The following is a 22775-nucleotide window of genomic DNA, read 5'->3' as shown; positions in this document are numbered from 1 at the left end:
TCCCATGGGGACAAATCGGACGAGTCCCAGCCTACCGGCGATCCGGAGGTGCCCGCCGTCCGCGGAACTGCCGCCCTCGATCCCGTCGGCTACCGGCCGCGCACCCGATCGCCCTCGAGGGTTCGGCGAATCGCGCTGGTGCCGAGCTCCATCATGGCCGCGGTGCGGTCCGCCAGTGCATCCGGCAGCACGTCCGCGATCCAGACGAATCGGGTGCGGCCATCGCTCTCGGCGAACACCTGGGCCGACGCGTTGTGATGCTCGTAGGGCCCGCCGACGATCGACCACGACAGGCGGCGGGCCGCCTCGTCCAGCGCGACCAGCCGTTCGCGGACAACCGAGCCGTCGCCGAACGTGACGATCCGGTCGCCCCCGTCGATGGTGGTGTCCGTGACGAACCCGGCCGCCAGGCGCTCGTGCAGCGCGCCCCAGTCGCGGAGCGCATCCCATGCGCGCTCTGGGGTGGTGTCGACGAGTGTTTCGGTGCGTATGTATGCCATGACCCGAGGGTGCCCCTCCGTCGGTCCGCCCGTCTTGAACATTCTTGCGGTTCCGTGTCGGTGCCCGCGCGTAGCGTTTTCCTCATGCAATCGGCGTCGCGGATCGCGGAGTCGCCCCAGTTCAGCGCCTGGGCGGTTTGCTGTGCAGGCGAGCACGCCCCATGGTCGGATCCGGAGTGCCACGACGATCACCGGCTGGTGCTCGTGCGGGCGGGACGGTTCCTGCGACGGGCCGACGGGGTGGAATCGGTGCTGGATCGGACCACCGCCTACCTCGGCAGGCCGGGCCAGGAAGAGCGGTTCGCGCATCCCGTCGGTGGCGACGTCTGCACCTCGATCGACATCGGCGCCGAGCTGTGGCACTCGATCGAGGGTGACCGAGGCGCGCCGCCCGCCACGGATCTCTACGTCGACGCCCGGGTGGAGCTGTGGCATCGGCGACTGCTCCTGGCTGCGGGGAGCGGCGATGTCGGGTTCGCGGTCGCGGAGGGGTTGGTGGGGCTCGTCGGGGAGATGGTTCAGCGCGTGGTGGGCGAGGCGGGACCGGCGCGGATCCGGTCCGGCCCGCGAAACCGGGCGCTGGTGGCAACGGTCAGGGAGGCGATCCTCGAGGACGCCCCTGGATCCGACGGCCTGATCCCGCTGGCCGAGGCGCTGGAGGTGTCGCCGTTCCTGCTGAGTCGTCAGTTCACGGCGGTCACCGGTGTCTCCGTCACCCGCTACCGCAACCGGGTCCGGGTCGGCCGGGCGCTCGCTCGGCTCGAGGGTGGGGAGCGGGACCTGGCCTGGCTCGCCGCGGAGCTCGGGTTCGCCGACCAGGCGCACCTGACCAGAACGATGCGGGCGCACCTGGGCCGGACGCCGGGTGCGGTGCGGGCGCTGCTGTCGGCCTGACGGCACGCGGGCGGCGACGCGTTGTCTGAGCCGTTTTCGTCACGGCGTGCCCGATGTCCGAATAATCACTTTCGTCGGGACTGTGTGTCGTGATGTAGTGCCGGGTATGCACCTCTCGATTCGGCCGTTGACGGCAGAAGATCTGGACCGCGCGGCGGCTGTTCTCGGGGAGGCCTTCGCCGACTATCCGTGGACGAACTGGTGCGTCCAAGCCGACTCGCGCCACGAGCGGGTGACCGGGCTGCAGCGGTTGTACCTCGAGCAGATGGCCGTGCCGCACGGCCTCGCTTACACCGACGCCGATGAGAACGGCGTTGTCGCCTTTATGCCGCCCGACGTGCCTGCTCCGGCCGAATCGGTTTTCGCGACGATTGCAGAGCTGCACGGGGACCGATTCGCGCGGATGGTTGACGCGGAGGAGCGGCTTTCGGCGATGGGCTCCTGGGATGACGCATGGCTTCTGGCGACGATCGGGGTGGCCCGCGGCGCGCAGGGGCGTGGGCTGGGTGGCGACCTGCTCGCCGCCGGTCTGGCAGAGATGGACCGCAGGGGCCACGCATGCTGGCTGGATACGGCGACCCGCCGGAATCTGCCACTGTACGTGCGTCACGGGTTCTCGATCGCCGGCCACATCACCATCGACGACGGACCCGACGTGTGGCGAATGCATCGCGACGCGGGGTCGGTGCGGCAGTGAGATGAATCGGACCCCGAGCGGGGCACGGGTGCTGCTGTCGGGCTGAGGCCTATCGCCGTGGCCCGATTGTCGGTGCCGAATGCGAACATGTGTTCGTGTCTGATCGTGCAGCGTCTCCGCCGTCGCCCGGCGACCAGGGTTCCGGGCAGACCCTGGCCGAGGCCGTGATCCTGCATGCCGATCTCGACGCCTTCTACGCCTCGGTCGAGCAGCGGGACGACCCGTCGCTGCGGGGTCGGCCCGTCATAGTCGGCGGGGGAGTCGTCCTCGCCGCGAGCTACGAGGCGAAGGCCTACGGCGTCCGCACGGCAGGCAGCGGGGCGCAGGCACTGCGGCTGTGTCCTCAGGCGGTGGTCGTCCGGCCGCGGATGTCCGCGTACGCGGAGGCGAGCCGCGCCGTGTTCGAGGTCTTCCGGCAGACCACCCCGCTCGTCGAGGGTGTCTCGATCGACGAGGCGTTCCTCGACGTCGGGGGACTACGCCGGGTGTCCGGCACCCCGTTCGAGATCGCCACCCGGCTGCGGCGCGAGGTCCGCGAGCAGGTCGGGCTGCCGATCACCGTCGGTATCGCCCGTACCAAGTTCCTCGCGAAGGTGGCCAGCGCCGTCGGCAAGCCGGACGGGCTGTTGCTCGTCCCTCCTGACCGCGAGCTCGAGTTCCTGCACCCGCTTCCTGTCGAGCGGTTGTGGGGTGTCGGCGCGGTGACCTCGCGCAAGCTCCGTGACTACGGCATCGCCACGGTCGGACAGATGGCGGCGCTACCGGAACGCGAACTCGCGGCCGTGGTCGGCCAGGCGGCGGGGCGACACCTGCACGCACTGGCCTGGGCGCGGGATCCGCGCCGCGTACAGACGGGCACGCGGCGGCGTTCGATCGGCGCCCAGCACGCCCTCGGGCACAGGCCGAGATCCCAGGCGGAAATCGACGCGCTCGCCGCCGCGCTGGTCGACCGCGTCACGCGGCGCCTTCGCCGCGCGGGCCGGGTCTGTCGCACCGTGGTGGTGCGGATGCGATTCGCGGACTTCGCGCGCGCCACCCGCTCGTTCACGCTGCCGCAGGCGACGGCACGCACCGAGACGATCCTGTCCACGGTGCGCGTTCTGCTCGACCAGGCGCAACCGATGATTCTCGGCCAGGGGCTGACGCTGATCGGTGTCGCGCTGACCAACCTCGACCGCGAGGGCGCCGAGCAGCTGGCCCTGCCGTTCGAACTCGAGGCAGGGACGGCGGAGCGGGCGCCGCGGGACGTCACCGCCCTCGACACCGCGCTGGACTCGGTCCGGGACCGGTTCGGGGCGGTGGCCGTCACGCGGGCGGCCCTGCTCGGGAAGGATCGCGGCGACAGCGTCCCGATCCTCCCCGATCAGTGAACGTCAGGCGTTCGCGGCAGCGTTCAGCTGCTCGAGGGTGCCTGTCGCCTCGAGGTACTCCTGGACCCAGCGTTCGATGACCGCCGAGGTCTTCTCGACCTTGCTGAACTGGCCGACGACCTGGCCGACCGGGTTGAACGCGACGTCGACGGTCTCGTCCGGGTACTTGTGGGTGGCCGCCACTGCCATCCCGGAGACCATGTACTGCAGCGGCATTCCGAGAGGCTCGGGGTTGCCGTCCTTCTCCCACGCCTCGGTCCAGTCGTTGCGCAGCATCCGGCAGGGCTTGCCGGTGAACGACCGGCTGCGCACCGTGTCCCGGCTGGACGCGTTCACGTAGGCAGCCTGCTGGACGGCGGTGTTCTCGGCCTCCTCGACCATCAGCCACTGCGAGCCCGACCAGGCACCCTGTGCGCCCATGGCCAGGGCAGCCGCGATCTGCTGGCCGCTGCCGATACCGCCCGCGGCGAGCACCGGCACCGGGGCGACCTCCTTGACGACCTGCGGCCACAGCACGATCGACCCAACCTCGCCGCAGTGTCCGCCGCCCTCGCCGCCCTGGGCGATGATGATGTCCACGCCCGCGTCCGCGTGCTTGCGGGCCTGGTAGGGCGAGCCGCACAGGGCCGCGACCTTACGGCCGGCGTCGTGGATGTGCTTGATCATGTCCGCCGGCGGCGTGCCGAGCGCGTTCGCGATGAGCGTCACCTTCGGGTGCTGCAGCGCGACCTCCACCTGCGGGGTGGCTGTGGCCTCCGTCCAGCCGAGAAGCTGCAACGCGTTCTCGCTGCCGTCGTCGGGCAGGGGCACGCCGTGGTCGGTGAGGATCTTGCGTCCGAAGTCGAGGGTTTCCTGCGGCACCATGGACTGCAGCATCGTGGTGAGTTCGTCGGCGGACAGGTTCGAGTCCATGCCCTCGTACTTGTTCGGGATGACGATGTCGACACCGTACGGGTGGTCGCCGATGTGCTCATCGATCCACTTCAGCTCGATTTCGAGCTCCTCGGGCGTGAACCCGACCGCTCCGAGCACGCCGAAGCCGCCTGCCTTGCTCACGGCGACGACGACGTCGCGGCAATGGGTGAACGCGAAGATGGGGAACTCGATGCCGAGTTCGTCGCAAAGGGGGGTGTGCATGCGGCACTCCTACACTGTCAGCGGTGGAATACTGGAACAAGTTCCACCGTAAGCCGGGGGAGTCCCGATTGGTTACGAATCGTGCGATCGGACCATGGTGGCGACGGAGCCACGGGCGGCCCGCCACGCGGCGAACGCCTCCCTCGTCGAGTACTGCGGTGTGTACCCGAACACGTGCTTGAGCCGATCATTCTTGAGCACGGGCCGGTACTGCAGGAACTTGGTCTGCTCGGGGCCGTGGGCGGTCAGTCCCAGTGCCCGCCCTGCCCAGAGACCGGCGCGGACCAGGTCGGCGGGCACCGACATGGTCGGCTTGCCCAGTTCGGCCGCGATCTCGTCGATCGTCATGGATCCGTCGCCCGCGACGTTGAAGATCCCGGTCCGAGTGCCCACCACGGCCTGCACCATGGCCGCGGTCACGTCCTGATCCCAGACGAACACGAAGGGGCTGTCGCTACCGCGGATCTTGAGCAGCCGGCTCTTCTGGAAGAGCGCGGTGATCTGGTTGTCCACGTCTGCGCCGAGGATGGTGCCGATCCGGAAGATCGTCTGTTCCAGCTCGGGGTGCGTGTGCCGGAGCTCGCAGAGCATCTCCTCGACCAGTCGCTTGTGCCTGCTGTACGGGAAGCTGTCGTTGCCCCGGAGCGGGGCGTCCTCGGTGATCCAGGCCGGGTTGTCCGCGTGGTAGCCGTACGCGGCGCCGCTGGACGACACCACGATTCGGCGCACCCCGTTCTCGAGGCAGGCGGCGAGGACGTTTCGCGAGCCGTCGACGTCGACGCGGTACTCCTGTTCGGTGGTGGTGTCGCGGCCGGGGTTCACGATCGACGCCAGGTGTACGACGGTGCCGCAGCGATGCTCAGCGAACACCGCCGCCAGGGAGGTCGGGTCGCATACATCGGCAACCGCATGGATCACCCCGTCGAGCGGGACCTGGGGCCCGCGCAGGTCCACGCTGATCACCCGTTGCCCGGCATCACGAAGACCGCGCACCACCGAGGTGCCGAGGAATCCGCTTCCGCCCGTGACCATCACAGTCATGCCGATACCCTCTCTGCTGCGGTGCTGCTCCGTCTGGCCCACACGCCGGCCAGCACCAGGCCCGCGACGATGTCCCAGATGCCCCACCATCCGGCGACGATCGCCATGCCGCCGAGCCCGTCGAAGAACGTGAACACCAGCCCGAGCCCGAGGCCGGCGTTGCGGACGCCGACCTCGAAGGTGACCGCGCGCCTGCTGCGTTCGTCGAGCCCCGTGGCAGTGCCGCAGGCGTAGCCGAGCCCGAGCGCGGCGGCGTCATGGAGGAACACCGCGAGCAGCACGACGCCGATGTACTCCATGAAGGTGGCGAGGTTCCCGGCGAGTGCGGCCACGATGAACACGATCAGGGCGATCAGGGCGATGTTCTTCACCCACGGTTCGGCCCGCGATGCCCAGTGCGGGCGGCGGTTGGCCAGTAGCAGCCCCGCGGCGAACGGAACGCCGATGATCAGCGCGACGTCGGCCAGCATCTCGGCCGGGCTGAGCGAGACCGAGCGCAGCAGCGCATCCGTGTCCGGCTGCAGGCTTCCCCAGAACGCGATGTTCAACGGCATCAAGAAGACGGCGAGCGCATTGGAGATCGCCGTCATCGACACCGACAGCGCCACATTGCCTCTCGCCCGGTGGGTGAGCACGTTCGAGATGTTCCCCGGCGGGCAGCACGCCACCAGGATCATGCCGAGCGCGACCGAGGGCGGCGGACTCAGCACCAGGGTCAGGGCGAAGGTCACCGCGGGCAGCAGCAGGAACTGGGCTGCGATGCCGACCGCCATCGCGCGTGGCATCCGGAGGGCCGCACGGAAATCGTCGACGGTGGTGTCCAGGGCGATGCCGAACATGATCCCCGCGAGCACGATGTTCAGCAGCATCAGCGAACCGGGGTCGAAGTTCAGCGCCACGTCATCGATGGGCATGCGCGTCCCTTCTCGCGGGCGCCTCGGCGTCGAGCCTGTCGATGTGTTCGGCGACGGCGCGGCGGTAGGCGTCCTTGTTCACGTAGTACGACATCCGGTCGAGCTCGAGGTAGCGGTAGCCGCCGCTGAGGTCGGGGCGCGGACCGGCCACCCTGGCGGCGAACTCGGCCGCCGCCCGCGGCGACACCTCCTGGGCTCGGATCAGTTTGGCCACCAGCTCGGCCTGTTCGTGGCGGCCCTGCCAGCCGATCCCGGACGCCTCCACCATGCCGAGCACGAACAGGTTCCGATGGCTCGGGCTCGCGATGTTCAGGTAGAGCGATGGCGCGCCCGAGGTCCAGTTCAGGTGCTGCCGGTCGATGAAGGGATAGTTCAGGCGGTACCCGGTCGCGCACATCACCAGGTCATAGTCGCCGCGGGTGCCGTCCGCGAAATGGACGGTGTCGCCGTCGAAACGCGCGATGTCGGGCCTGACGCTCACGTCGCCGTGGCCGATGTGGTGCAGGATCAGCGAGTTCATCACGGGATGGGATTCGTAGATCCGGTACTCGGGGCGCGGGAACCCGAACCGGACCGGATCGCCGGTGAACAGCTTGAGCAGGCGGCTGTCGAGGCGTTGTTTGATCCATGGCGGCAAGGGTTTTCCGCGCCCGACGGTGTCGGCCGGGCGGCCGAACAGGTACTTCGGGACGAAGTAGTAGCCGCGTCGGACGCTGAGGTCGACCGAGTCCGCATGGTGCACGGCGTCGACGGCGATGTCGCAGCCGCTGTTCCCGGCGCCGATGATGAGCACCCGTTTGCCGGTGAAGATGCGGGGGTCCTTGTACCTGCTGGTGTGGAGCAGCTCGCCCGCGAAAGTGCCTTGGAAGCGCGGCATGTTCGGTTCGGAGAGGGTGCCGTTGGCGATGATGACGCCGCGGTATCGGGCGGTGGTGCTCGCGCCGTCGGATTCACTGGTCACCAGCCAACCGTCGCCGTCGGGTTCGACTTGCCGCACGGTGGTGCCGAACCGGAAGTGCCGGTGGAGGTCGAAATGCCTTGCGTACGACAGGAAGTACTCGCGCAGTTCGCGGTGGCTCGGGTAGTCAGGGACCGACCCGGCCATCGGGAACTCGGTGAACTCGGTGGTCGTCTTCGAGGAGATCAGGTGCGCGGACTCGTAGACGGTGCTGCGCGGGTTGTCGATGTTCCAGAGACCACCGACCTCGGAATGTGCCTCGAAGCCGTCGAACTCGATGCCGAGGCGGGCGAGATTCCTGGCGCCGGCCAGGCCGGAAGGTCCCGCGCCGATCAACGCGTATCGCTCTCGTGTGCTGGTGGACATCCGGCTCCCGGAACCTTCCTGAGGGGTTGTGTCGTCCACAACATGGTTACGGGGTCCGTGTGTTGTGCAACCAAGAACGCAGGAAACTGCCAAGATCGACAATGTGATGCAGGATAACGTCGACTCGATCGACGAGGTGGATCTGCGGCTGATCAACGCGCTGCAGCTCTCGCCGCGCGGGTCATGGAGTCAGCTCGCCGGCGCGCTCGAGCTGGATCCGGCGACTCTCGGCCGTCGCTGGCAGCGGCTCACCGACAAGGGGAACGCCTGGATCACCGTCTCGCCTGCGGCCGCGGTGTTCCCGCGAATGTGCACGGCCTTCCTCGAGATCACCTGTGGGCCTGGTCGCGGCGGAGTGGTGGCCGATGGATTGGCCGAGCATCGCCAGGCGGTCACGGTGGAACAAACGGCAGGCGACGCCGACCTTTTGGTCACCGCAGGGGCCCAAGACCTCGCGGCGATGTCACGGTTCGCGCTCGGCGTCGTCGGCGCCATGGACGGTGTCGCGTCCGTGCGGACCCGGATCATCACGCAGTGGTTCACGCAGGGCAGCAAATGGCGGCTCGACGCGCTCGCGCCAGGCGAGCGGTCGAGCCTGGTCGAGGTGTCCGCGGGTGCGCCGGAGTCGGGGGCGCCGTCGATGACGGCCGCGGACCGCGAGCTGCTCGTGGTTCTCGCGCGGAACGGGCGGATGTCCTTCACGGACCTGGGGGAGGAGCTCGGGATCGGTGCCGCCACCGCCCGGCGTCGGCTCGACCGCCTGCTGCAGCTCGAACTGGTGACGATGCGGTGCGAGTTCGCCAGGCCCCTCGCGGGGTACGCGGTGCTGGCCACGTTCTGGGGCCGGGTGCCGCCCGCCGAGCTGCAGGCCACGGGCAGGAGACTGAGCCGAGAACCGGAGGTGCGCAACTGTTTTGCCATCAACGGTCCGAACAACCTGCTGGTTCAGGTCTGGCTGCGGTCCGTCGCGGACCTGACCGCCTTCGAGTTGCGGCTGGCCACCGGGTACCCCATCGTCGACCTGCGGGATCGCTCGGTGGTGCTTCGGCTCAACAAATTGCTCGGCCATGTCCTCGACCCGGCCGGCCGTCGGGTGCGGTCGGTCGTACCCGACGTCTGGAGCTAGCCCGGCCGGTACTCGAACAGGTATGCCGTCGCCGGTGTCGTGTAGGCGACGCCGATGGCCGGAAAAAGAAAAAGCCCGTCACCAGTGATTCTCGGTGACGGGCGGTGTGTCGGGTGGAGGGGATGACGGGAATCGAACCCGCATCATCTGCTTGGAAGGCAGAGGCTTTACCACTAAGCTACATCCCCGTGCACACGACAACTTGGGATCGCCATCGATGTCGTCTGCGTTGAGAGACTGTACCCAAACCAGTTCTGGATTCGCCAATCGGGTGGCCGGGGATCCGCCAAATCGGGTGGCCGGGAATTTCACGAACGGGTGACCCGTAGGATTCACCACGGCGGCAGCCACGCGGATCTTCCGCGAGGTCGTCGTGTCGCGGACCTAACGGGGTGTAGCGCAGCTTGGTAGCGCATCCGCTTTGGGAGCGGAGGGTCGCAGGTTCAAATCCTGTCACCCCGACCAGGGACAACGTCATAACAGCGCGGAACTGAAGATCAGGGCCGCGACGCAACGAGCAAGACCACACGAAGGAGCATGTCCGTGAAGAGCACCGTCGAGCAGCTGAGCCCGACGCGGGTCCGTATCAACGTTGAGGTGCCCTTCGAGGAGCTCAAGCCCGATTTCGACAAGGCGTACAAGGCCCTCGCGCAGCAGATCCGTCTCCCCGGCTTCCGCCCGGGCAAGGCCCCGGCCAAGCTCCTCGAGGCCCGCGTCGGCCGCGGCGCCGTGCTCGAGCAGGTCGTCAACGACACCCTTCCCGGGCGCTACTCGGAGGCCGTGACCACCGCGGGCGTCAAGGCGATCGGTCAGCCGGAGATCGACATCACCAAGATCGAAGACGGTGAGCTGCTCGCGTTCACCGCCGAGGTGGACGTCCGCCCCGAGATCGACCTGCCCGACTACAGCACCCTCGCCGTCACCGTCGACCCCGTCGAGATCACCGACGAGGCAGTGGACGAGCAGCTGCTGTCGCTGCGTCAGCGTTTCGGCACCCTCACCGGTGTCGAGCGCGCCGTCCAGGACGGCGACTTCGTGTCGATCGACCTGTCCGCCGCCATCGACGGCGAGGCCGTCCCGGAGGCGACCGCGTCCGGCCTGTCCCACGAGGTTGGCTCGGGCCAGCTGATCGAGGGCCTCGACGAGGCGATCGTCGGGCTCAAGGCCGGCGAGTCGAAGGACTTCACCACCAAGCTCGTCGCTGGTGAGCACGCCGACAAGGAGGCCGTCGTGACGGTCACCGTCGGCACCGTCAAGGAGCGCGAGCTGCCCGAGGCCGACGACGAGTTCGCCCAGCTGGCGAGCGAGTTCGACACCCTCGACGCGCTCAAGGACGACCTGCGCGAGCGGGTCGGCCGGGTCGCCAAGGTCGAGCAGGCCGGCCAGATCCGCGACAAGGTCCTCGAGACGCTGCTCGAGACCATCGAGGTCCCGCTGCCCGAGACCGTCGTCAAGGCCGAGGTCGACGCGCAGCTGCACGAGGCCGTGCACGGCCTCGACCACGACGAGGAGCAGCTCAACGCTCTCCTCGAGGCGCAGGGCACGAGCCGCGAGCAGTTCGACAAGGACGCCACCGAGGCCGCCGAGAAGTCGGTGAAGACCCAGCTGCTGCTCGACGCGATCGCGGACGAGGCAGGCACCGAGGTCGGCCAGCAGGAGCTGACCGAGCGGATCATCTTCCAGGCCCAGCGGTACGGCATCTCGCCGGATCAGTTCATCCAGCAGGTCCAGCAGGCCGGTCAGCTCGGTGCCGTGTTCGCCGACGTCCGTCGCGGCAAGGCGCTCGCCACCGTCGTCGACCAGGTGACCGTCACGGACACCTCCGGCGCGGCTGTCGACACCAAGGAGCTGTTCGGCAGCCCGGAGTCGGACGAGGCCGAGGCCGCGGACGAGAGCTAGATTTCACGCCAATAGCGAACAGGGACGGCACCGGGACTCCGGGGCCGTCCCTGTTCGTTAGTGTCAGTGTCAAGAATCATCGAATTCAGTTATGGAGAAGGCAGGTACCGTGACTTCACAGAACCCGGGGGCTTCGTTGGGCCCCGCCATGACTTCAGCCACCTCTGGTCTGAATCTCAGCGACTCGGTGTTCGAGCGCCTGCTTCGGGAACGCATCATCTTCCTCGGTACCCAGGTCGACGACGACATCGCGAACAAGCTGTGCGCGCAGATCCTGTTGCTCTCGGCCGAGGATCCGACCAGGGACATCTCCCTCTACATCAATTCGCCCGGCGGCTCGGTCACCGCGGGCATGGCAATCTTCGACACCATGCAGTTCGCCGAGTGCGACATCGCGACGTTCGGCATGGGTCTTGCCGCCTCGATGGGCCAGTTCCTGCTCTCCGCGGGAACCAAGGGCAAGCGTTACGCCCTGCCGCATGCGCGGATCATGATGCACCAGCCTTCCGCTGGCATCGGCGGAACCGCCTCCGACATCGCGATCATGGCCGAGCAGTTCGCGCACACCAAGCGTGAGATGGCCCAGCTGATCGCCGAGCACACGGGCCAGACGGTCGAGCAGATCACCGCGGACTCCGACCGGGACCGCTGGTTCACGGCGACCGAGGCGCTCGAGTACGGCTTCGTCGACCACGTCATCTCCCGCGCGCGGCAGGCCGGCGGCACCGGCAGCAACTAGCCGAACCCGCCCCGACGCACCTCACCCATTGGAGAACCGATGACCAATCTGTTTGATCCCCGCCCGCTGGGCGGTCAGGCTCCCGCCGCACCTCAGAGCCGCTACATCCTGCCCTCCTTCATCGAGCACTCCAGCTACGGAGTCAAGGAGTCGAACCCGTACAACAAGCTGTTCGAGGAGCGCATCATCTTCCTCGGCGTGCAGGTCGACGACGCCTCGGCGAACGACGTGATGGCGCAGCTGCTGGTGCTCGAGTCGCTCGATCCCGATCGCGACATCACCATGTACATCAACTCGCCCGGTGGTTCCTTCACCTCGCTGATGGCGATCTACGACACCATGCAGTACGTCCGGGCCGACATCACCACCGTGTGCCTCGGGCAGGCGGCGTCGGCGGCGGCGGTGCTGCTCGCGGCAGGCACCCCCGGCAAGCGTCTGGCGCTGCCGAACGCGCGCGTGCTGATCCACCAGCCGTCCACGGGCGGCATCCAGGGCCAGGTCTCCGACCTGGAGATCCAGGCCGCCGAGATCGAGCGGATGCGCAGGCTCATGGAGTCGACGCTGAGCAAGCACACCGGCAAGGACGCCGAGGTGATCCGCAAGGACACCGATCGCGACAAGATCCTCACGGCCGCGGAGGCCAAGGAGTACGGGATCATCGACGACGTGCTGGAGTACCGGAAGCTCTCCGCTCAGAAGTAGCGGTCGTCGGCCTCCGGGTCGACAGACGGTCGGCTCCGCGACACGCCGCGTTCGTTCGGATGTTGCGTGTCGGGGAGCCGACCGGTCAGGCTGGGACCCCCGGTCGGAATCGGGGTGGCACGGTCGTCGGAGATTCACCTCGGCTGCGCGCCGAGTCGAATCATCGGCAACTGGTCGACCTCGTTCCGGAACTACGGGTACGGTCACATCAGGGGCTTTTGTCCGCCCAAGGATGTGGGTCGCGACGACTCACACGCCCGGCGGGGGACGGTCACCACGCTGAGAAGGAAGTAGGGACCTGACGAGATGGCACGCATCGGTGACGGCGGCGACCTGCTGAAGTGCTCTTTCTGCGGCAAGAGTCAGAAGCAGGTGAAGAAGCTCATCGCGGGACCAGGGGTCTACATCTGCGACGAGTGCATCGACCTGTGCAACGAGATCATCGAGGAAGAGTTGGCCGAATCGAGCGAGGTCAAGCTCGACGAGCTGCCCAAGCCCGCCGAAATTCGCGACTTCCTCGAGAACTACGTGATCGGGCAGGACGCGGCCAAGCGCACGCTCGCGGTCGCGGTCTACAACCATTACAAGCGCATCCAGGCCGGTGACAAGGGGCGCGACGCCCGCGGCGAGACCGTGGAACTGGCCAAGTCGAACATCCTCATGCTCGGCCCTACCGGCTGTGGCAAGACCTACCTCGCGCAGACGCTGGCGAAGATGCTGAACGTGCCATTCGCGATCGCCGACGCGACGGCACTCACCGAGGCGGGCTATGTCGGCGAGGATGTCGAGAACATCCTGCTCAAGCTGATCCAGGCCGCGGACTACGACGTCAAGCGCGCCGAGACCGGCATCATCTACATCGACGAGGTCGACAAGATCGCCCGCAAGAGCGAGAACCCGTCGATCACCAGGGACGTGTCCGGCGAGGGTGTGCAGCAGGCATTGCTGAAGATCCTCGAGGGCACCCAGGCGAGCGTGCCCCCGCAGGGTGGACGCAAGCATCCGCATCAGGAATTCATCCAGATCGACACCACGAACGTGCTGTTCATCGTGGCTGGTGCGTTCGCGGGTCTCGAGCGGATCGTCTCCGATCGGGTCGGCAAGCGCGGCATCGGTTTCGGGGCGGAGGTGCGTTCCAAGGCCGAGCTGGACACCCAGGATCACTTCGCCGAGGTGATGCCCGAGGATCTGATCAAGTTCGGCCTGATCCCGGAGTTCATCGGCCGTCTCCCGGTCGTGGCCTCGGTGACCAGCCTGGACAAGGAATCCCTCGTGCAGATCTTGTCCGAGCCGAAGAACGCGCTGGTCAAGCAGTACACGCGGCTGTTCGACATGGACGGGGTTGAACTCGAGTTCTCCCCGGACGCGCTCGAGGCCGTCGCGGATCAGGCGATCCTGCGCGGCACTGGTGCCCGTGGCCTGCGCGCCATCATGGAAGAGGTCCTGCTGCCGGTGATGTACGACATCCCGAGCCGCGACGACGTCGCCAAGGTGGTCGTCACGGCCGAGACGGTCAACGACAACGTGCTGCCGACGATCGTGCCGCGCAAGCCCGAGCGGCCGGAACGTCGCGACAAGTCGGCTTGATCGACTGACTCGGCACAACGACACGAGAGAACGGCCGGTGGGATTCCCACCGGCCGTTCTCCGTCTGTCGGGGTCGCGGGGGAGTTAGCGTGTCCCGTATGGCGACCGCAGGCCCGATCCTCGTGCTCAACGGACCCAACCTGAACCTGCTCGGACAGCGGCAGCCCGAGGTGTACGGGCCCGCCACCCTCGACGACGTGGTGGCCCTGTGTCGCGAGGTCGCGGCCGGATACGGCCGCGAGATCGATGCGCGCCAGTCCAATCACGAAGGCGTACTGATCGATTGGGTCCACGAGGCGCGCGAGAGGGTCTCGGCCGTGGTGATCAATCCGGGCGGCTACTCGCACACCTCGGTGGCGCTGCGCGACGCCCTCGCCACCCTGGCGGTGCCGGTGGTGGAGGTGCACGTCAGCAACATCCACGGTCGCGAGGAGTTCCGGCACCTGTCGCTCGTGTCGTCGGTCGTCGACGGCGTGATCTGCGGTCTCGGGCCGGAGGGCTACCGCGCCGCCGTCGACTGGATCTGTCGACGGCAGCGGGGGTCGTCAGTCGTCGCTGAGTGAGGCGATCGCGGCCCGCAGGCGGGTGCCTGCCTCTTCGGCGACGGCCTCGAGCGCGGGTTCGCCCGTGACCTGCACCATCAGTTCGGGATTCATCGCCTCCACCGTGACGGTGCCGTCGGCGGCGGGATCGGAGCGCACGATCACGTTGCACGGCAACAGCAATCCGATCTGCCGGTCGATGGTGACGGCGCGGTGCGCGAGCGGCGGGTTGCAGGCTCCGAGGATCAGGTAGTCCTCCATGTCCACGTCGAGCTTTGCCTTGAGGGTCGCGCGCATGTCGATCTCGGTGAGCACGCCGAAGCCCTGTTCCTGTAGGGCCTTTCGGGTCCTTTCGACCGCATCGGCGAAGGAGGTCTGCACTGTCGTCGAGAGTGCCAGGTTCATGAGTTGTCTCCGTTCTGGATCGGGGTGTTCACGCGGGTTCGTCGAGTCGTCTGAGCCCGAGCCGCTGCATCAGCAGGCTGGCCGGGCACCATCCGACGGTCGCATAGAGAAGCAGGTTCGCGGCGACGAATCCGGTGAGGACCAGCCACCACGACGAGAAGGCGAGGGTGAGAGCGACGCTGAGCAGCACCATCGTGCCGGCAAGGAGCGGAACCAGCCGCTCGACCGTCCATCCGTGGTGGCGGGGGAATGTAGCCATGTGGGATCTCCTTGTCTGGGGTCAGCCGTGCGAGAAACTGATGTTTGGCAGCACCCTGCGCAGCCAGGCGGGTGACCACCAGGCGGCGTGCCCGGTCAGCCGCAGCAGCACCGGCAGCAGGACGAGGCGGATGAGGACCGCGTCGAGCAGGACGGCGACGCCCAGGATGATGCCCATCTCCTTCGGCGGGAGCGGATCGGCGAGCGCGAAGGTGAAGAACACCGCCACCATCACCGCCGCCGCGGCGGCGATCACCCGGCCCGAGTGTGCGAGGCCGTCGACGTGCGCGACCTTCGGATCGCCGGAGCGCTCGTAGTGTTCCTTCGCGGTGGACAGCAGGAACACCGTGTAGTCCATCGCGATGGCGAAGATCATCGCGAAGAAGAACACCGGTCCCCAGCCGTCGAGGAAGCCCTGCGGGGTGAAGCCGAGCAGGCCCGCCCCGTGTCCGTCCTGGAAGATCAGCTTGGCGACGCCGAACGCGGCGGCGGTCGAGAGCAGGCTCACCACTGTGCCCAGGATGGCGATCAGCGGCGCCTGCAGCGCGACCAGCAGCAGCAGGAAGCCGAGGACCAGGATGATGCCGACGATCAGCGGCAGGTAGTCGTTGAGCGCCTGCTGCAGGTCGAGGTTCTCGGCAGGTGCGCCGCCGACCATGGCCTGCTCCGGCAGCTCGGACCGCAGCTGGGTGAGGATCGACCCCATCGACTCGTCGGAGGGATCGACGCCGGGTATCGCCTGCAGCATCACGTGGTCGGAGCCGTCGATCGCCGGCTGCGGGGGCGTGACCATCGCGATGCCGTCGACGGCGGCCGCGGCACCGGCCGTGGCCTCGGCCTCCGACGCCGGGGCGATGATCTGCAGCATTCCTGGCGCGCCTTCGCCCAGCTGAGCCTGGACGAGTTCGTAGCCCTGGCGGACCGGCGCGTCGGAGGGAACCACCTCGATCGACGGCATCGCGACCTTGAGGCCGAGCACCGGGAGGGACAGCGCGATCAGGATCAGGAGCGAGCCGATCGCGAATGGCCACGGGTGCCTGTGCAGGAGGTTGCCCCACGCGGCGAAGCGCGGTGAGCGGTGCTGCTGGCGCTTGGCGTACGGGAGCGCGCCTGCGTTGACCTTGGTGCCGAGCTTGCCGAGCACCGCGGGGAGCAGGGTCAGCGTGGCCGCGAGGACGAAGGTGACGGCGAGCATGATGCCGACGGCCATCGTCCGGACCGCGGGCGCCGGGACCAGCAGGACCGCGGACAGGCTCACGAGCACGGTCAGCCCCGAGAGGACGACGGCCTTACCCGCGGTGTCCATCGTCTCGGCGACCGCTGCCCGCGGGTCACCGCTCTTGCTCAGCGCATCCCGGAATCGCGACACGATGAACAGCGCGTAGTCGATGCCGAGCGCGAGGGCGAACATCATCGCGAAGTTCATGGCCCACACCGAGATCGGCGTGACCGTGTTGAGCAGGACCAGCCCGCCCGCTGAGGCGATCAGGCCTGCCATGGTCAGCAGCAACGGCAGTCCCGCCGCGACCAGCGACCCGAACGCCAGCACCATGATCGCGAGCGTCACCGGCCAGGAGAGCATCTCCGCTTGGATCATCGCGTCGTGATTGGCCTTGTTGAAGTCGCTCCAGAGCGCCGATGCGCCGGTGGGGTAGACCTCGATCTCGTCCGTTGACAGCGCGCCCAGCTCGCCCTTGAGCTGGTCGACGGCCTTGACCATGTCGTCGGTGCCCGCGTTCGCGCCCGCGATCAGGATGCCGGTGTGCCCGTCCGGGCTGATGGACATGCCGGGCTGCGGGGCGATCACCTCGCCGAACCGTTGATCGTCGGCGAACACCGCGGTGGCGTCGGCGAGGACCTGCTGCACCTGCGGATCGGCGACCGCGAGCGTGTCCGAGTGCACGACGACCTGAACCGCGGCGGAGGAGTTCCCGCCGAAGTGTTCCTGTGCGAGCTCGCGGACCTGCACGGATTCCGAGCCGTTGGCCTGCCAGCCGGCGCCTGCCAGCGAGGTGAACACGGACGGCGCGGCGGCGCCGAGCGCCACAAGGGCGATCAGCCAGATGCCGAACACCCAGCGGGCGCGTCCGACCATCGTCGCGCCCAGTCGGCCGAGGATTCCCCCAGTCGACGCTGACGGCGGGCCGTCGCCGGCCGCCGCTGACCGGGTTTTGTCCACCTCGGCTGTGTTGCTTGTCATGCCCATCTCCTCGATATGCCCCTGGGGGTATCTGTCAGGTATGCGAACGACCATACCCTAGGGGGTATATAAATGGGATGCGAGAAGCGCCACAGGGGTGGTGCCGTTGGCGGAGCGCGGCGTCAGGCCTGCGTGATCCGGGCCTCGCCGCTGTAGACGTTCATGGACTCGCCGCGCAGGAAACCGACCAGGCTGAGCCCGGACTCGGTGGCGAGATCGACGGCGAGCGACGACGGGGCGGACACCGCGGCCAGCACCGGAACACCCGCGACCACGGCCTTCTGTACGAGTTCGAAGGAGGCGCGACCGCTGACCACGAGGATCGCCTCGCGCAGCGGCACCCGGTCGGCGGTCAACGCCCAGCCGAGCACCTTGTCGACGGCGTTGTGTCTGCCCACATCCTCACGGATCGCGAGCAGGGTGCCGTCGGCGGTGAACAGCCCGGCGGCGTGCAGGCCGCCGGTCGAGTCGAAGACCCGTTGCCGCGCGCGCAGGGTCACCGGCATGGATGCCAGGGTCGATGGCGTCACCACCGGGCCGGGAGTGGTGAGGTCGTAGCGCGAGCGCACCCGGACGGCCTCGAGCGAGGCCTTGCCGCAGACGCCGCAGGCCGAGGTGGTCAGGAACTGGCGGTCGGCGCCGGTCGGCGCCGGGACCCCGCGAGCGAGCGCCACATCGAGCACGTTGTAGGTGTTGGCGCCGTCGGCATCGACACCGTCGCAGTACCGGATGACCGAGACGTCGGACGCCGATCCGATGATGCCCTCGCCAAGCAGGAACCCGTGCACCAGGTCGATGTCGTCCCCTGGGGTGCGCATGGTCACCGAGAGCGATCGGCCGCCGATCCGGATCTCCAGCGGTTCCTCCACGGCCAGACTGTCCGGCCTGCGCACCGTGGCGCCACCGGTGGCATCACCGCTCGCTCCGGTGATCCGCAGGACCGGGCGGCGCGCGGTGACCCGACCCATCAGTGCGCCCCCGCCGGTTCGAGCCGTACCAGCACCGCCTTGGACACCGGCGTATTCGACTTCGCGGCAACGTGATCGAGCGGAATGAGGGGATTGGTCTCGGGGTAGTAGGCGGCGGCATTGCCCTTGGGGGTGCTGTACTCGACGGCCCGGAAATTGCGCACTCGTCGCTCCTGCAGCACGCCGTCGGGGCCGGTCCACTCGGAGACGATGTCCACAGCGGCCCCGTCGGCGATGCCCAGTTCCGCGAGGTCGGCCGCGGACACGAAGATCACCCGGCGGCCGCCTTTCACGCCGCGATAGCGGTCGTCGAGCCCGTAGATGGTGGTGTTGTACTGGTCGTGACTGCGCAGGGTCTGCAGGATCAACCGGCCGGGGGGAGTGGGCAACCACTGCAGTGGACTCGCGGTGAAGTTGGCCTTGCCGGTGCTGGTGGGGAACTCGCGCCGGTCGCGCGGCGGGTGCGGCAGCTGGAACCCGTCGGGCCGCCGGACCCGCTCGTTGTAGTTCTGGCAGCCGGGCACCACCCGCGAGATCGAGTCGCGGATGCGGTCGTAATCCCCCTTGAAGTGCGCCCACGGCACCGAGTGGTCGGCGCCGAGCAGGTGCTCGGCGAGTTCGCAGACGATCGCGACCTCGCTGCGCAGCTGATCGCTGACGGGCGTCAGGCTGCCGCGCGAGAGGTGCACCATGGACATCGAATCCTCCACGGAGACCATCTGTTTCCCACCCGCCTGGATGTCCTTGTCGGTACGGCCGAGGGTCGGCAGGATGACCGCGGTGCGTCCGGCCACCACGTGGGAGCGGTTGAGCTTGGTCGAGACCTGGACGGTCAGCGCGCAGGAACGCAGCGCGGCCTCGGTGGCCTCGGTGTCCGGGGTGGCCCGGATGAAGTTTCCGCCCATCGCCATGAAGACGGAGCCCTTGCCGTCGCGCATGCCGCGGATGGCGGCGACGGTGTCCCAGCCGTGCTTTCGGGGGCTGACGATGGAGAACTCGCGGTCCAGCGCGTCGAGGAACGAGTCCGGCATCTTCTCCCAGATGCCCATCGTGCGGTCACCCTGGACGTTGGAGTGCCCACGCACCGGGCAGACGCCCGCGCCGGGCTTGCCCATCATGCCGCGCATCAGCAGCAGGTTGGTGATCTCCTGGATGGTCGCGACCCCGTGCGTCTGTTGGGTCAGGCCCATCGCCCAGCACGCGATCGTCCGTTCGGAACGGGCCATCGCGTCGGCGGTCTCGCGCAACTGCGTCATCGTCAGCCCGGTGGCCTCGAGGACGACATCGAGATCGACTGCGCGGACGTTCTTCTCGTACTCGGCGAACCCCGCGCAGTGCTCCTCGACGAAGGCCCGGTCCACCACCGACCCGGGGTCAGCGTCGTCGGCCTCGAGCAAGAGTCGCCCGAGCCCCTGGAACAGGGCCATGTCGCCGCCGAGGCGGATCTGCAGGAACTCGTCGGCGATGTCGACGCCGCGCCCGATCACGCCGCCCACCTTCTGTGGGTCCTTGAACCGGCGCAGCCCCGCCTCGGGCAGCGGGTTGACCGCGATGATCTTGGCGCCGTTCCCCTTTGCCTTCTCCAGCGTGGAGAGCATCCGAGGATGGTTGGTGCCGGGGTTCTGGCCGGCGATGAGGATCAGGTCGGCGTACTCGAGGTCCGGAACCGTCACCGAACCCTTGCCGATCCCGATCGATTCGGTGAGCGCGCTGCCGGACGATTCGTGGCACATGTTGGAGCAGTCGGGCAGGTTGTTGGTACCGAAGCTGCGGATCATCAGCTGGTAGAGGAACGCGGCCTCGTTGCTGGTGCGCCCGGACGTGTAGAACACGGCCCCGTCGGGGCCGGGCAGCGCCCGCAGGTGGTCGGCGATCAGTCGGTATGCCTCGTCCCAGTCGATCGGCGCGTAGTGGGTCGCGCCCTCGCGGAGCACCATCGGGTGGGCGAGCCGCCCCTGCTGTCCGAGCCAGTAGTCGGTCTTCTCGGCCAGCTCCGCCACCGAGTGCTCGGCGAAGAACTCGGGACCGACGCTGCGCAGCGTCGCCTCCTCGGCCACGGCCTTGGCGCCGTTCTCGCAGAACTCCGCGGGTCTGCGGTGCCCCGGTGTCTCGGGCCAGGCGCAGCCGGGGCAGTCGAACCCGTGTCGCTGATTGAGCCTGGCCAGGGTCCGGGCGGTTCGGACGGCGCCCATCTGCTCGAGGCCGCGTTGCAGGGACACCAGGACCGCGGGCACGCCCGCCGCGTGGTCCTTGCTGTGCGTGACGATCAGCTCCGATTCGTCGATGTCGCGTTCGGGTCCCTTGCGAGTCATGCCTACATAGTGGCCCCGCGACGGGCCCGCCGAAAGCGAGGTGACCCACTCTGCCTACTATTTCGGCTAGCCTTACCTAGCTTTGGTGACGATGGAGGAGAGTCGATGGCAGACGTCGGTAGATTGACGCGGCGGGGATTTCTGATCGGAACGTCGGGCGCGCTGCTCGCGTTCGCCGCTGCCTGCAGCAGCGACGGTGACGGCGGATCGACGTCCGGCGGCACCGGCGCGACCATCGGCAACAAGTACGGCGAGACCCAGGTCCCGATCGACCCGCAGCGCGTGGTCAGCGTCGGATACAACGACCAGGACGCGCTGCTGGCGCTCGGCTCCACCCCGGTCGGCGTCTTCGACTGGTACGGCAACTACCCGAATGCCGTGTGGCCTTGGGCGCAGGACCTGCTCGCCGGGGCGACGCCCGCGATCATCGGCAGCGCGAACACCGGGATCGACGTCGAGAAGGTGGCCGCCACCAACCCCGATCTGATCGTCGGCACCTACTCGGGCCTGACCAAGGACCAGTACAACAAGCTCAGCGCGCTCGCGCCGACGGTCGCGCAGCCCAAGGAGTTCGCCGACTACGGGGTGCCGTGGCAGGACCAGACCCGGATCATCGGCGAGGCGCTCGGCAAGCAGGACAAGGCGAAGGAGTTGGTGGCCTCCGTCGAGAAGCAGTTCACCGACGTCGCGGCCGCCAACCCCGCCTTCGCGGGCAAGACGGTGATCGTGGGCGCGCTCAAGGGCCCGGGCCAGTTCGGGGTCTACGGCCCGGAGGACCCGAAGGTCCGTTTCTTCACCGAACTCGGCTTCGTCAATCCGCCTGTCACGCAGCAGATCACGACCACGAACTTCGCCCCGATCAGCACGGAGCAGCTCTCGCTCGCCGATGCTGACCTGCTGGTCTGGTACGCGGGTGGCGGCTTCGGTGACAAGCTGCGTGCCGAGCTCGACAAGACGCCGGTCTATCAGGAGCTGAACGTCGTCAAGGACGGCCGCACGATCATCCTCGAGGACGAGGCTGCTGAGGCGATGACCTGGAGCACCGTCCTGTCGCTGCCGTACGCGCTGGAGAACATCCCGCCGCGGATCGCTCCGCTGCTCACCAAGTAGTCCCGGCGAGGGTTCGCCCGACGCGCTAGGGGACCAGGACGACCTTTCCGACGTTGCGACGCTCGGTCAGGATCCTATGGGCCTCTGGCGCGTCGGCGAACGGGACGGCGTCGGACACCACGGGCGCAACGACCCCGTTCTCGATCAGCCCGCGCAACGGCGTGATCCAGGGCTCGAGGGTGCCGCGGTCGTCCCACAGCCGCAGCATGTTGAGGCCGATCACTGCCTTCGACTCGCTCATCTGGTCGATGAGGTTGAAGCCCCGCATCATGCGCAGGGCCTGCGGCGCGGCCTTCAGCAGGTTTCGCTTGTCGCCCGCGACCACCGAGCTGGCCCCGAACGCGACGAGCCTGCCGCCGGGACGCAACAGTCCGTAGCTTCGTCGCAGTGATTCCCCGCCGATCGCATCCATGATCACGTCCATCGGCGGAAGCCCGCTGTCCCACCCACGTTTCCGGTAGTCCAGAGCCACGTCGACGCCGAAACCGCGGATGGCGTCGTGCTTGCCCGGTGATGCGGTTCCGTACACCTCGGCGCCGTGGTGCTTGGCGATCTGCGTCGCCGCGATGCCGACGCCACCAGCCGCCGCCTGGATCAGAACCCGCTCTCCCTCAAGGAGATTCGCGTAGCCGATCAGGCCTGCCCATGCGGTTGCGTAGTTGACGGGAATGGCGGCGCCCTGCTCGAAGCTCAACGAATCCGGCAGTGCGACCACGTCGCGAGCGTCGGCGCACACCTGCTCGGCGTAGCCGCCGAACCTCGTGCCAGCAAACACCCGGTCGCCGAAGGCGAGGCCGACGACGTCCGGGGCGACCTCGGCGATCGTGCCCGCGACCTCGTAGCCGACGATGCTCGGCAGCGGCGGGGCGTCGGCGTACAGGCCGAGCCGGGCCATCACGTCGGCGAAGTTGACGCCCGCCGCCCGGACATCGATGCGGACCGTGCCGGGGCGGAGCGGCGGCGAGGGGCGTTCCTGGACCTGGAGGACGTCGGCGTCCCCGTGCTTGGTGATCACGACTGCGCGCATATGGGAAGGCTAGTACCGATCGG

At 68.2% G+C, this 22775-nt stretch carries 21 protein-coding genes and 2 tRNA genes; 11 read left to right on the top strand and 12 right to left on the bottom strand.

Features of this window, described 5'->3' with window-relative positions:
* Positions 1-89 precede the first annotated feature (89 nt).
* Complete coding sequence (locus ACWFRB_RS10020) at positions 90-500, bottom strand: SRPBCC family protein (protein ID WP_452640658.1); 411 nt, start codon at positions 498-500, stop codon at positions 90-92.
* A gap of 84 nt (positions 501-584) precedes the next feature.
* Here ACWFRB_RS10020 and ACWFRB_RS10015 point away from each other — a divergent pair, with 84 nt between their 5' ends.
* The 3 genes from ACWFRB_RS10015 to dinB all read left to right on the top strand — a co-directional run bounded on the left by ACWFRB_RS10015 (position 585) and on the right by dinB (position 3461).
* Positions 585-1394 carry a helix-turn-helix domain-containing protein gene (locus ACWFRB_RS10015; RefSeq protein WP_452640657.1) on the top strand — a complete coding sequence of 270 codons (810 nt, stop codon included), beginning with the start codon at positions 585-587 and terminating at the stop codon, positions 1392-1394.
* A 106-nt stretch (positions 1395-1500) separates the two neighbouring features.
* On the top strand, positions 1501-2091 hold the full coding sequence (locus ACWFRB_RS10010; RefSeq protein WP_452640655.1) for a GNAT family N-acetyltransferase: 591 nt from the start codon (positions 1501-1503) through the stop codon (positions 2089-2091).
* An 89-nt stretch (positions 2092-2180) separates the two neighbouring features.
* Positions 2181-3461 carry a DNA polymerase IV gene (dinB, locus tag ACWFRB_RS10005; RefSeq protein WP_452640653.1) on the top strand — a complete coding sequence of 427 codons (1281 nt, stop codon included), beginning with the start codon at positions 2181-2183 and terminating at the stop codon, positions 3459-3461.
* A gap of 3 nt (positions 3462-3464) precedes the next feature.
* Here dinB and ACWFRB_RS10000 read toward each other — a convergent pair whose 3' ends face one another.
* From ACWFRB_RS10000 to ACWFRB_RS09985, 4 genes are all read right to left on the bottom strand, one after another.
* The gene (locus tag ACWFRB_RS10000) at positions 3465-4598 is read right to left on the bottom strand and encodes a nitronate monooxygenase (RefSeq protein WP_452640651.1); all 1134 of its coding nucleotides are present in this window, start codon (positions 4596-4598) and stop codon (positions 3465-3467) included.
* Between the two features lie 72 nt (positions 4599-4670).
* Entirely contained in the window at positions 4671-5639 is a 969-nt protein-coding gene (locus ACWFRB_RS09995; RefSeq protein ID WP_452640649.1) for an SDR family oxidoreductase, read from the bottom strand.
* A complete protein-coding gene (locus ACWFRB_RS09990; protein ID WP_452640648.1) occupies positions 5636-6553 on the bottom strand; it encodes a bile acid:sodium symporter family protein in 918 nt (305 codons plus the stop codon). The genes ACWFRB_RS09995 and ACWFRB_RS09990 overlap by 4 nt, the downstream gene beginning before the upstream one ends.
* The gene (locus tag ACWFRB_RS09985; RefSeq protein WP_452640646.1) at positions 6540-7877 is read right to left on the bottom strand and encodes a flavin-containing monooxygenase; all 1338 of its coding nucleotides are present in this window, start codon (positions 7875-7877) and stop codon (positions 6540-6542) included. The genes ACWFRB_RS09990 and ACWFRB_RS09985 overlap by 14 nt, the downstream gene beginning before the upstream one ends.
* 106 nt (positions 7878-7983) lie before the next feature.
* On the opposite strand from ACWFRB_RS09985, the gene ACWFRB_RS09980 reads away from it, so the two are divergent.
* Entirely contained in the window at positions 7984-9003 is a 1020-nt protein-coding gene (locus ACWFRB_RS09980; protein WP_452640678.1) for an Lrp/AsnC family transcriptional regulator, read from the top strand.
* Positions 9004-9117: 114 nt separating this feature from the next.
* Here ACWFRB_RS09980 and ACWFRB_RS09975 read toward each other — a convergent pair.
* Positions 9118-9191: transfer RNA gene (locus ACWFRB_RS09975), tRNA-Gly, on the bottom strand.
* Positions 9192-9391: 200 nt separating this feature from the next.
* On the opposite strand from ACWFRB_RS09975, the gene ACWFRB_RS09970 reads away from it, so the two are divergent.
* The 6 genes from ACWFRB_RS09970 (at position 9392) to aroQ (ending at position 14493) form a co-directional block, all read left to right on the top strand.
* Positions 9392-9468: transfer RNA gene (locus ACWFRB_RS09970), tRNA-Pro, on the top strand.
* 78 nt (positions 9469-9546) lie between these two features.
* Positions 9547-10902, top strand: a complete 1356-nt coding sequence (gene tig / locus ACWFRB_RS09965) for a trigger factor (RefSeq protein WP_452640645.1) — start codon at positions 9547-9549, stop codon at positions 10900-10902.
* 91 nt (positions 10903-10993) lie between these two features.
* Positions 10994-11641 (top strand): ATP-dependent Clp protease proteolytic subunit, encoded by a 648-nt coding sequence (locus ACWFRB_RS09960; protein ID WP_452640644.1) that lies wholly within the window; start codon positions 10994-10996, stop codon positions 11639-11641.
* A 39-nt stretch (positions 11642-11680) separates the two neighbouring features.
* The gene (locus ACWFRB_RS09955) at positions 11681-12343 is read left to right on the top strand and encodes an ATP-dependent Clp protease proteolytic subunit (protein ID WP_378408902.1); all 663 of its coding nucleotides are present in this window, start codon (positions 11681-11683) and stop codon (positions 12341-12343) included.
* A gap of 306 nt (positions 12344-12649) precedes the next feature.
* On the top strand, positions 12650-13930 hold the full coding sequence (gene clpX, locus ACWFRB_RS09950; protein WP_077042099.1) for an ATP-dependent Clp protease ATP-binding subunit ClpX: 1281 nt from the start codon (positions 12650-12652) through the stop codon (positions 13928-13930).
* A gap of 98 nt (positions 13931-14028) precedes the next feature.
* Positions 14029-14493, top strand: a complete 465-nt coding sequence (gene aroQ / locus ACWFRB_RS09945) for a type II 3-dehydroquinate dehydratase (RefSeq protein ID WP_452640642.1) — start codon at positions 14029-14031, stop codon at positions 14491-14493.
* Here the strand turns inward: aroQ and ACWFRB_RS09940 are convergent.
* From ACWFRB_RS09940 to ACWFRB_RS09920, 5 genes are all read right to left on the bottom strand, one after another.
* Positions 14476-14877: a DUF302 domain-containing protein gene (locus ACWFRB_RS09940; protein ID WP_452640640.1), complete on the bottom strand. Its 402-nt coding sequence runs from the start codon at positions 14875-14877 to the stop codon at positions 14476-14478. The two genes, aroQ and ACWFRB_RS09940, sit on opposite strands and share 18 nt — an antisense overlap.
* 28 nt (positions 14878-14905) lie before the next feature.
* Entirely contained in the window at positions 14906-15136 is a 231-nt protein-coding gene (locus ACWFRB_RS09935; RefSeq protein WP_452640638.1) for a YgaP family membrane protein, read from the bottom strand.
* 21 nt (positions 15137-15157) lie between these two features.
* Positions 15158-17335 (bottom strand): MMPL family transporter, encoded by a 2178-nt coding sequence (locus ACWFRB_RS09930; protein ID WP_452640637.1) that lies wholly within the window; start codon positions 17333-17335, stop codon positions 15158-15160.
* 122 nt (positions 17336-17457) lie between these two features.
* The gene (gene fdhD / locus ACWFRB_RS09925) at positions 17458-18303 is read right to left on the bottom strand and encodes a formate dehydrogenase accessory sulfurtransferase FdhD (RefSeq protein WP_452640636.1); all 846 of its coding nucleotides are present in this window, start codon (positions 18301-18303) and stop codon (positions 17458-17460) included.
* Entirely contained in the window at positions 18303-20615 is a 2313-nt protein-coding gene (locus ACWFRB_RS09920) for an FdhF/YdeP family oxidoreductase (protein ID WP_452640634.1), read from the bottom strand. The genes fdhD and ACWFRB_RS09920 overlap by 1 nt, the downstream gene beginning before the upstream one ends.
* A gap of 105 nt (positions 20616-20720) precedes the next feature.
* Here ACWFRB_RS09920 and ACWFRB_RS09915 point away from each other — a divergent pair, with 105 nt between their 5' ends.
* Positions 20721-21725 (top strand): iron-siderophore ABC transporter substrate-binding protein, encoded by a 1005-nt coding sequence (locus ACWFRB_RS09915; protein ID WP_452640633.1) that lies wholly within the window; start codon positions 20721-20723, stop codon positions 21723-21725.
* Between the two features lie 25 nt (positions 21726-21750).
* On the opposite strand, the gene ACWFRB_RS09910 is transcribed toward ACWFRB_RS09915, so the two are convergent.
* Positions 21751-22752, bottom strand: a complete 1002-nt coding sequence (locus tag ACWFRB_RS09910; protein WP_452640631.1) for a zinc-binding dehydrogenase — start codon at positions 22750-22752, stop codon at positions 21751-21753.
* Positions 22753-22775: the final 23 nt, after the last annotated feature.

This window comes from Rhodococcus sp. NPDC055112 (assembly GCF_053607505.1).
The sequence above is the reverse complement of the archived record's forward strand: the minus strand, read 5'-3'. Positions and strand labels throughout refer to the sequence as shown.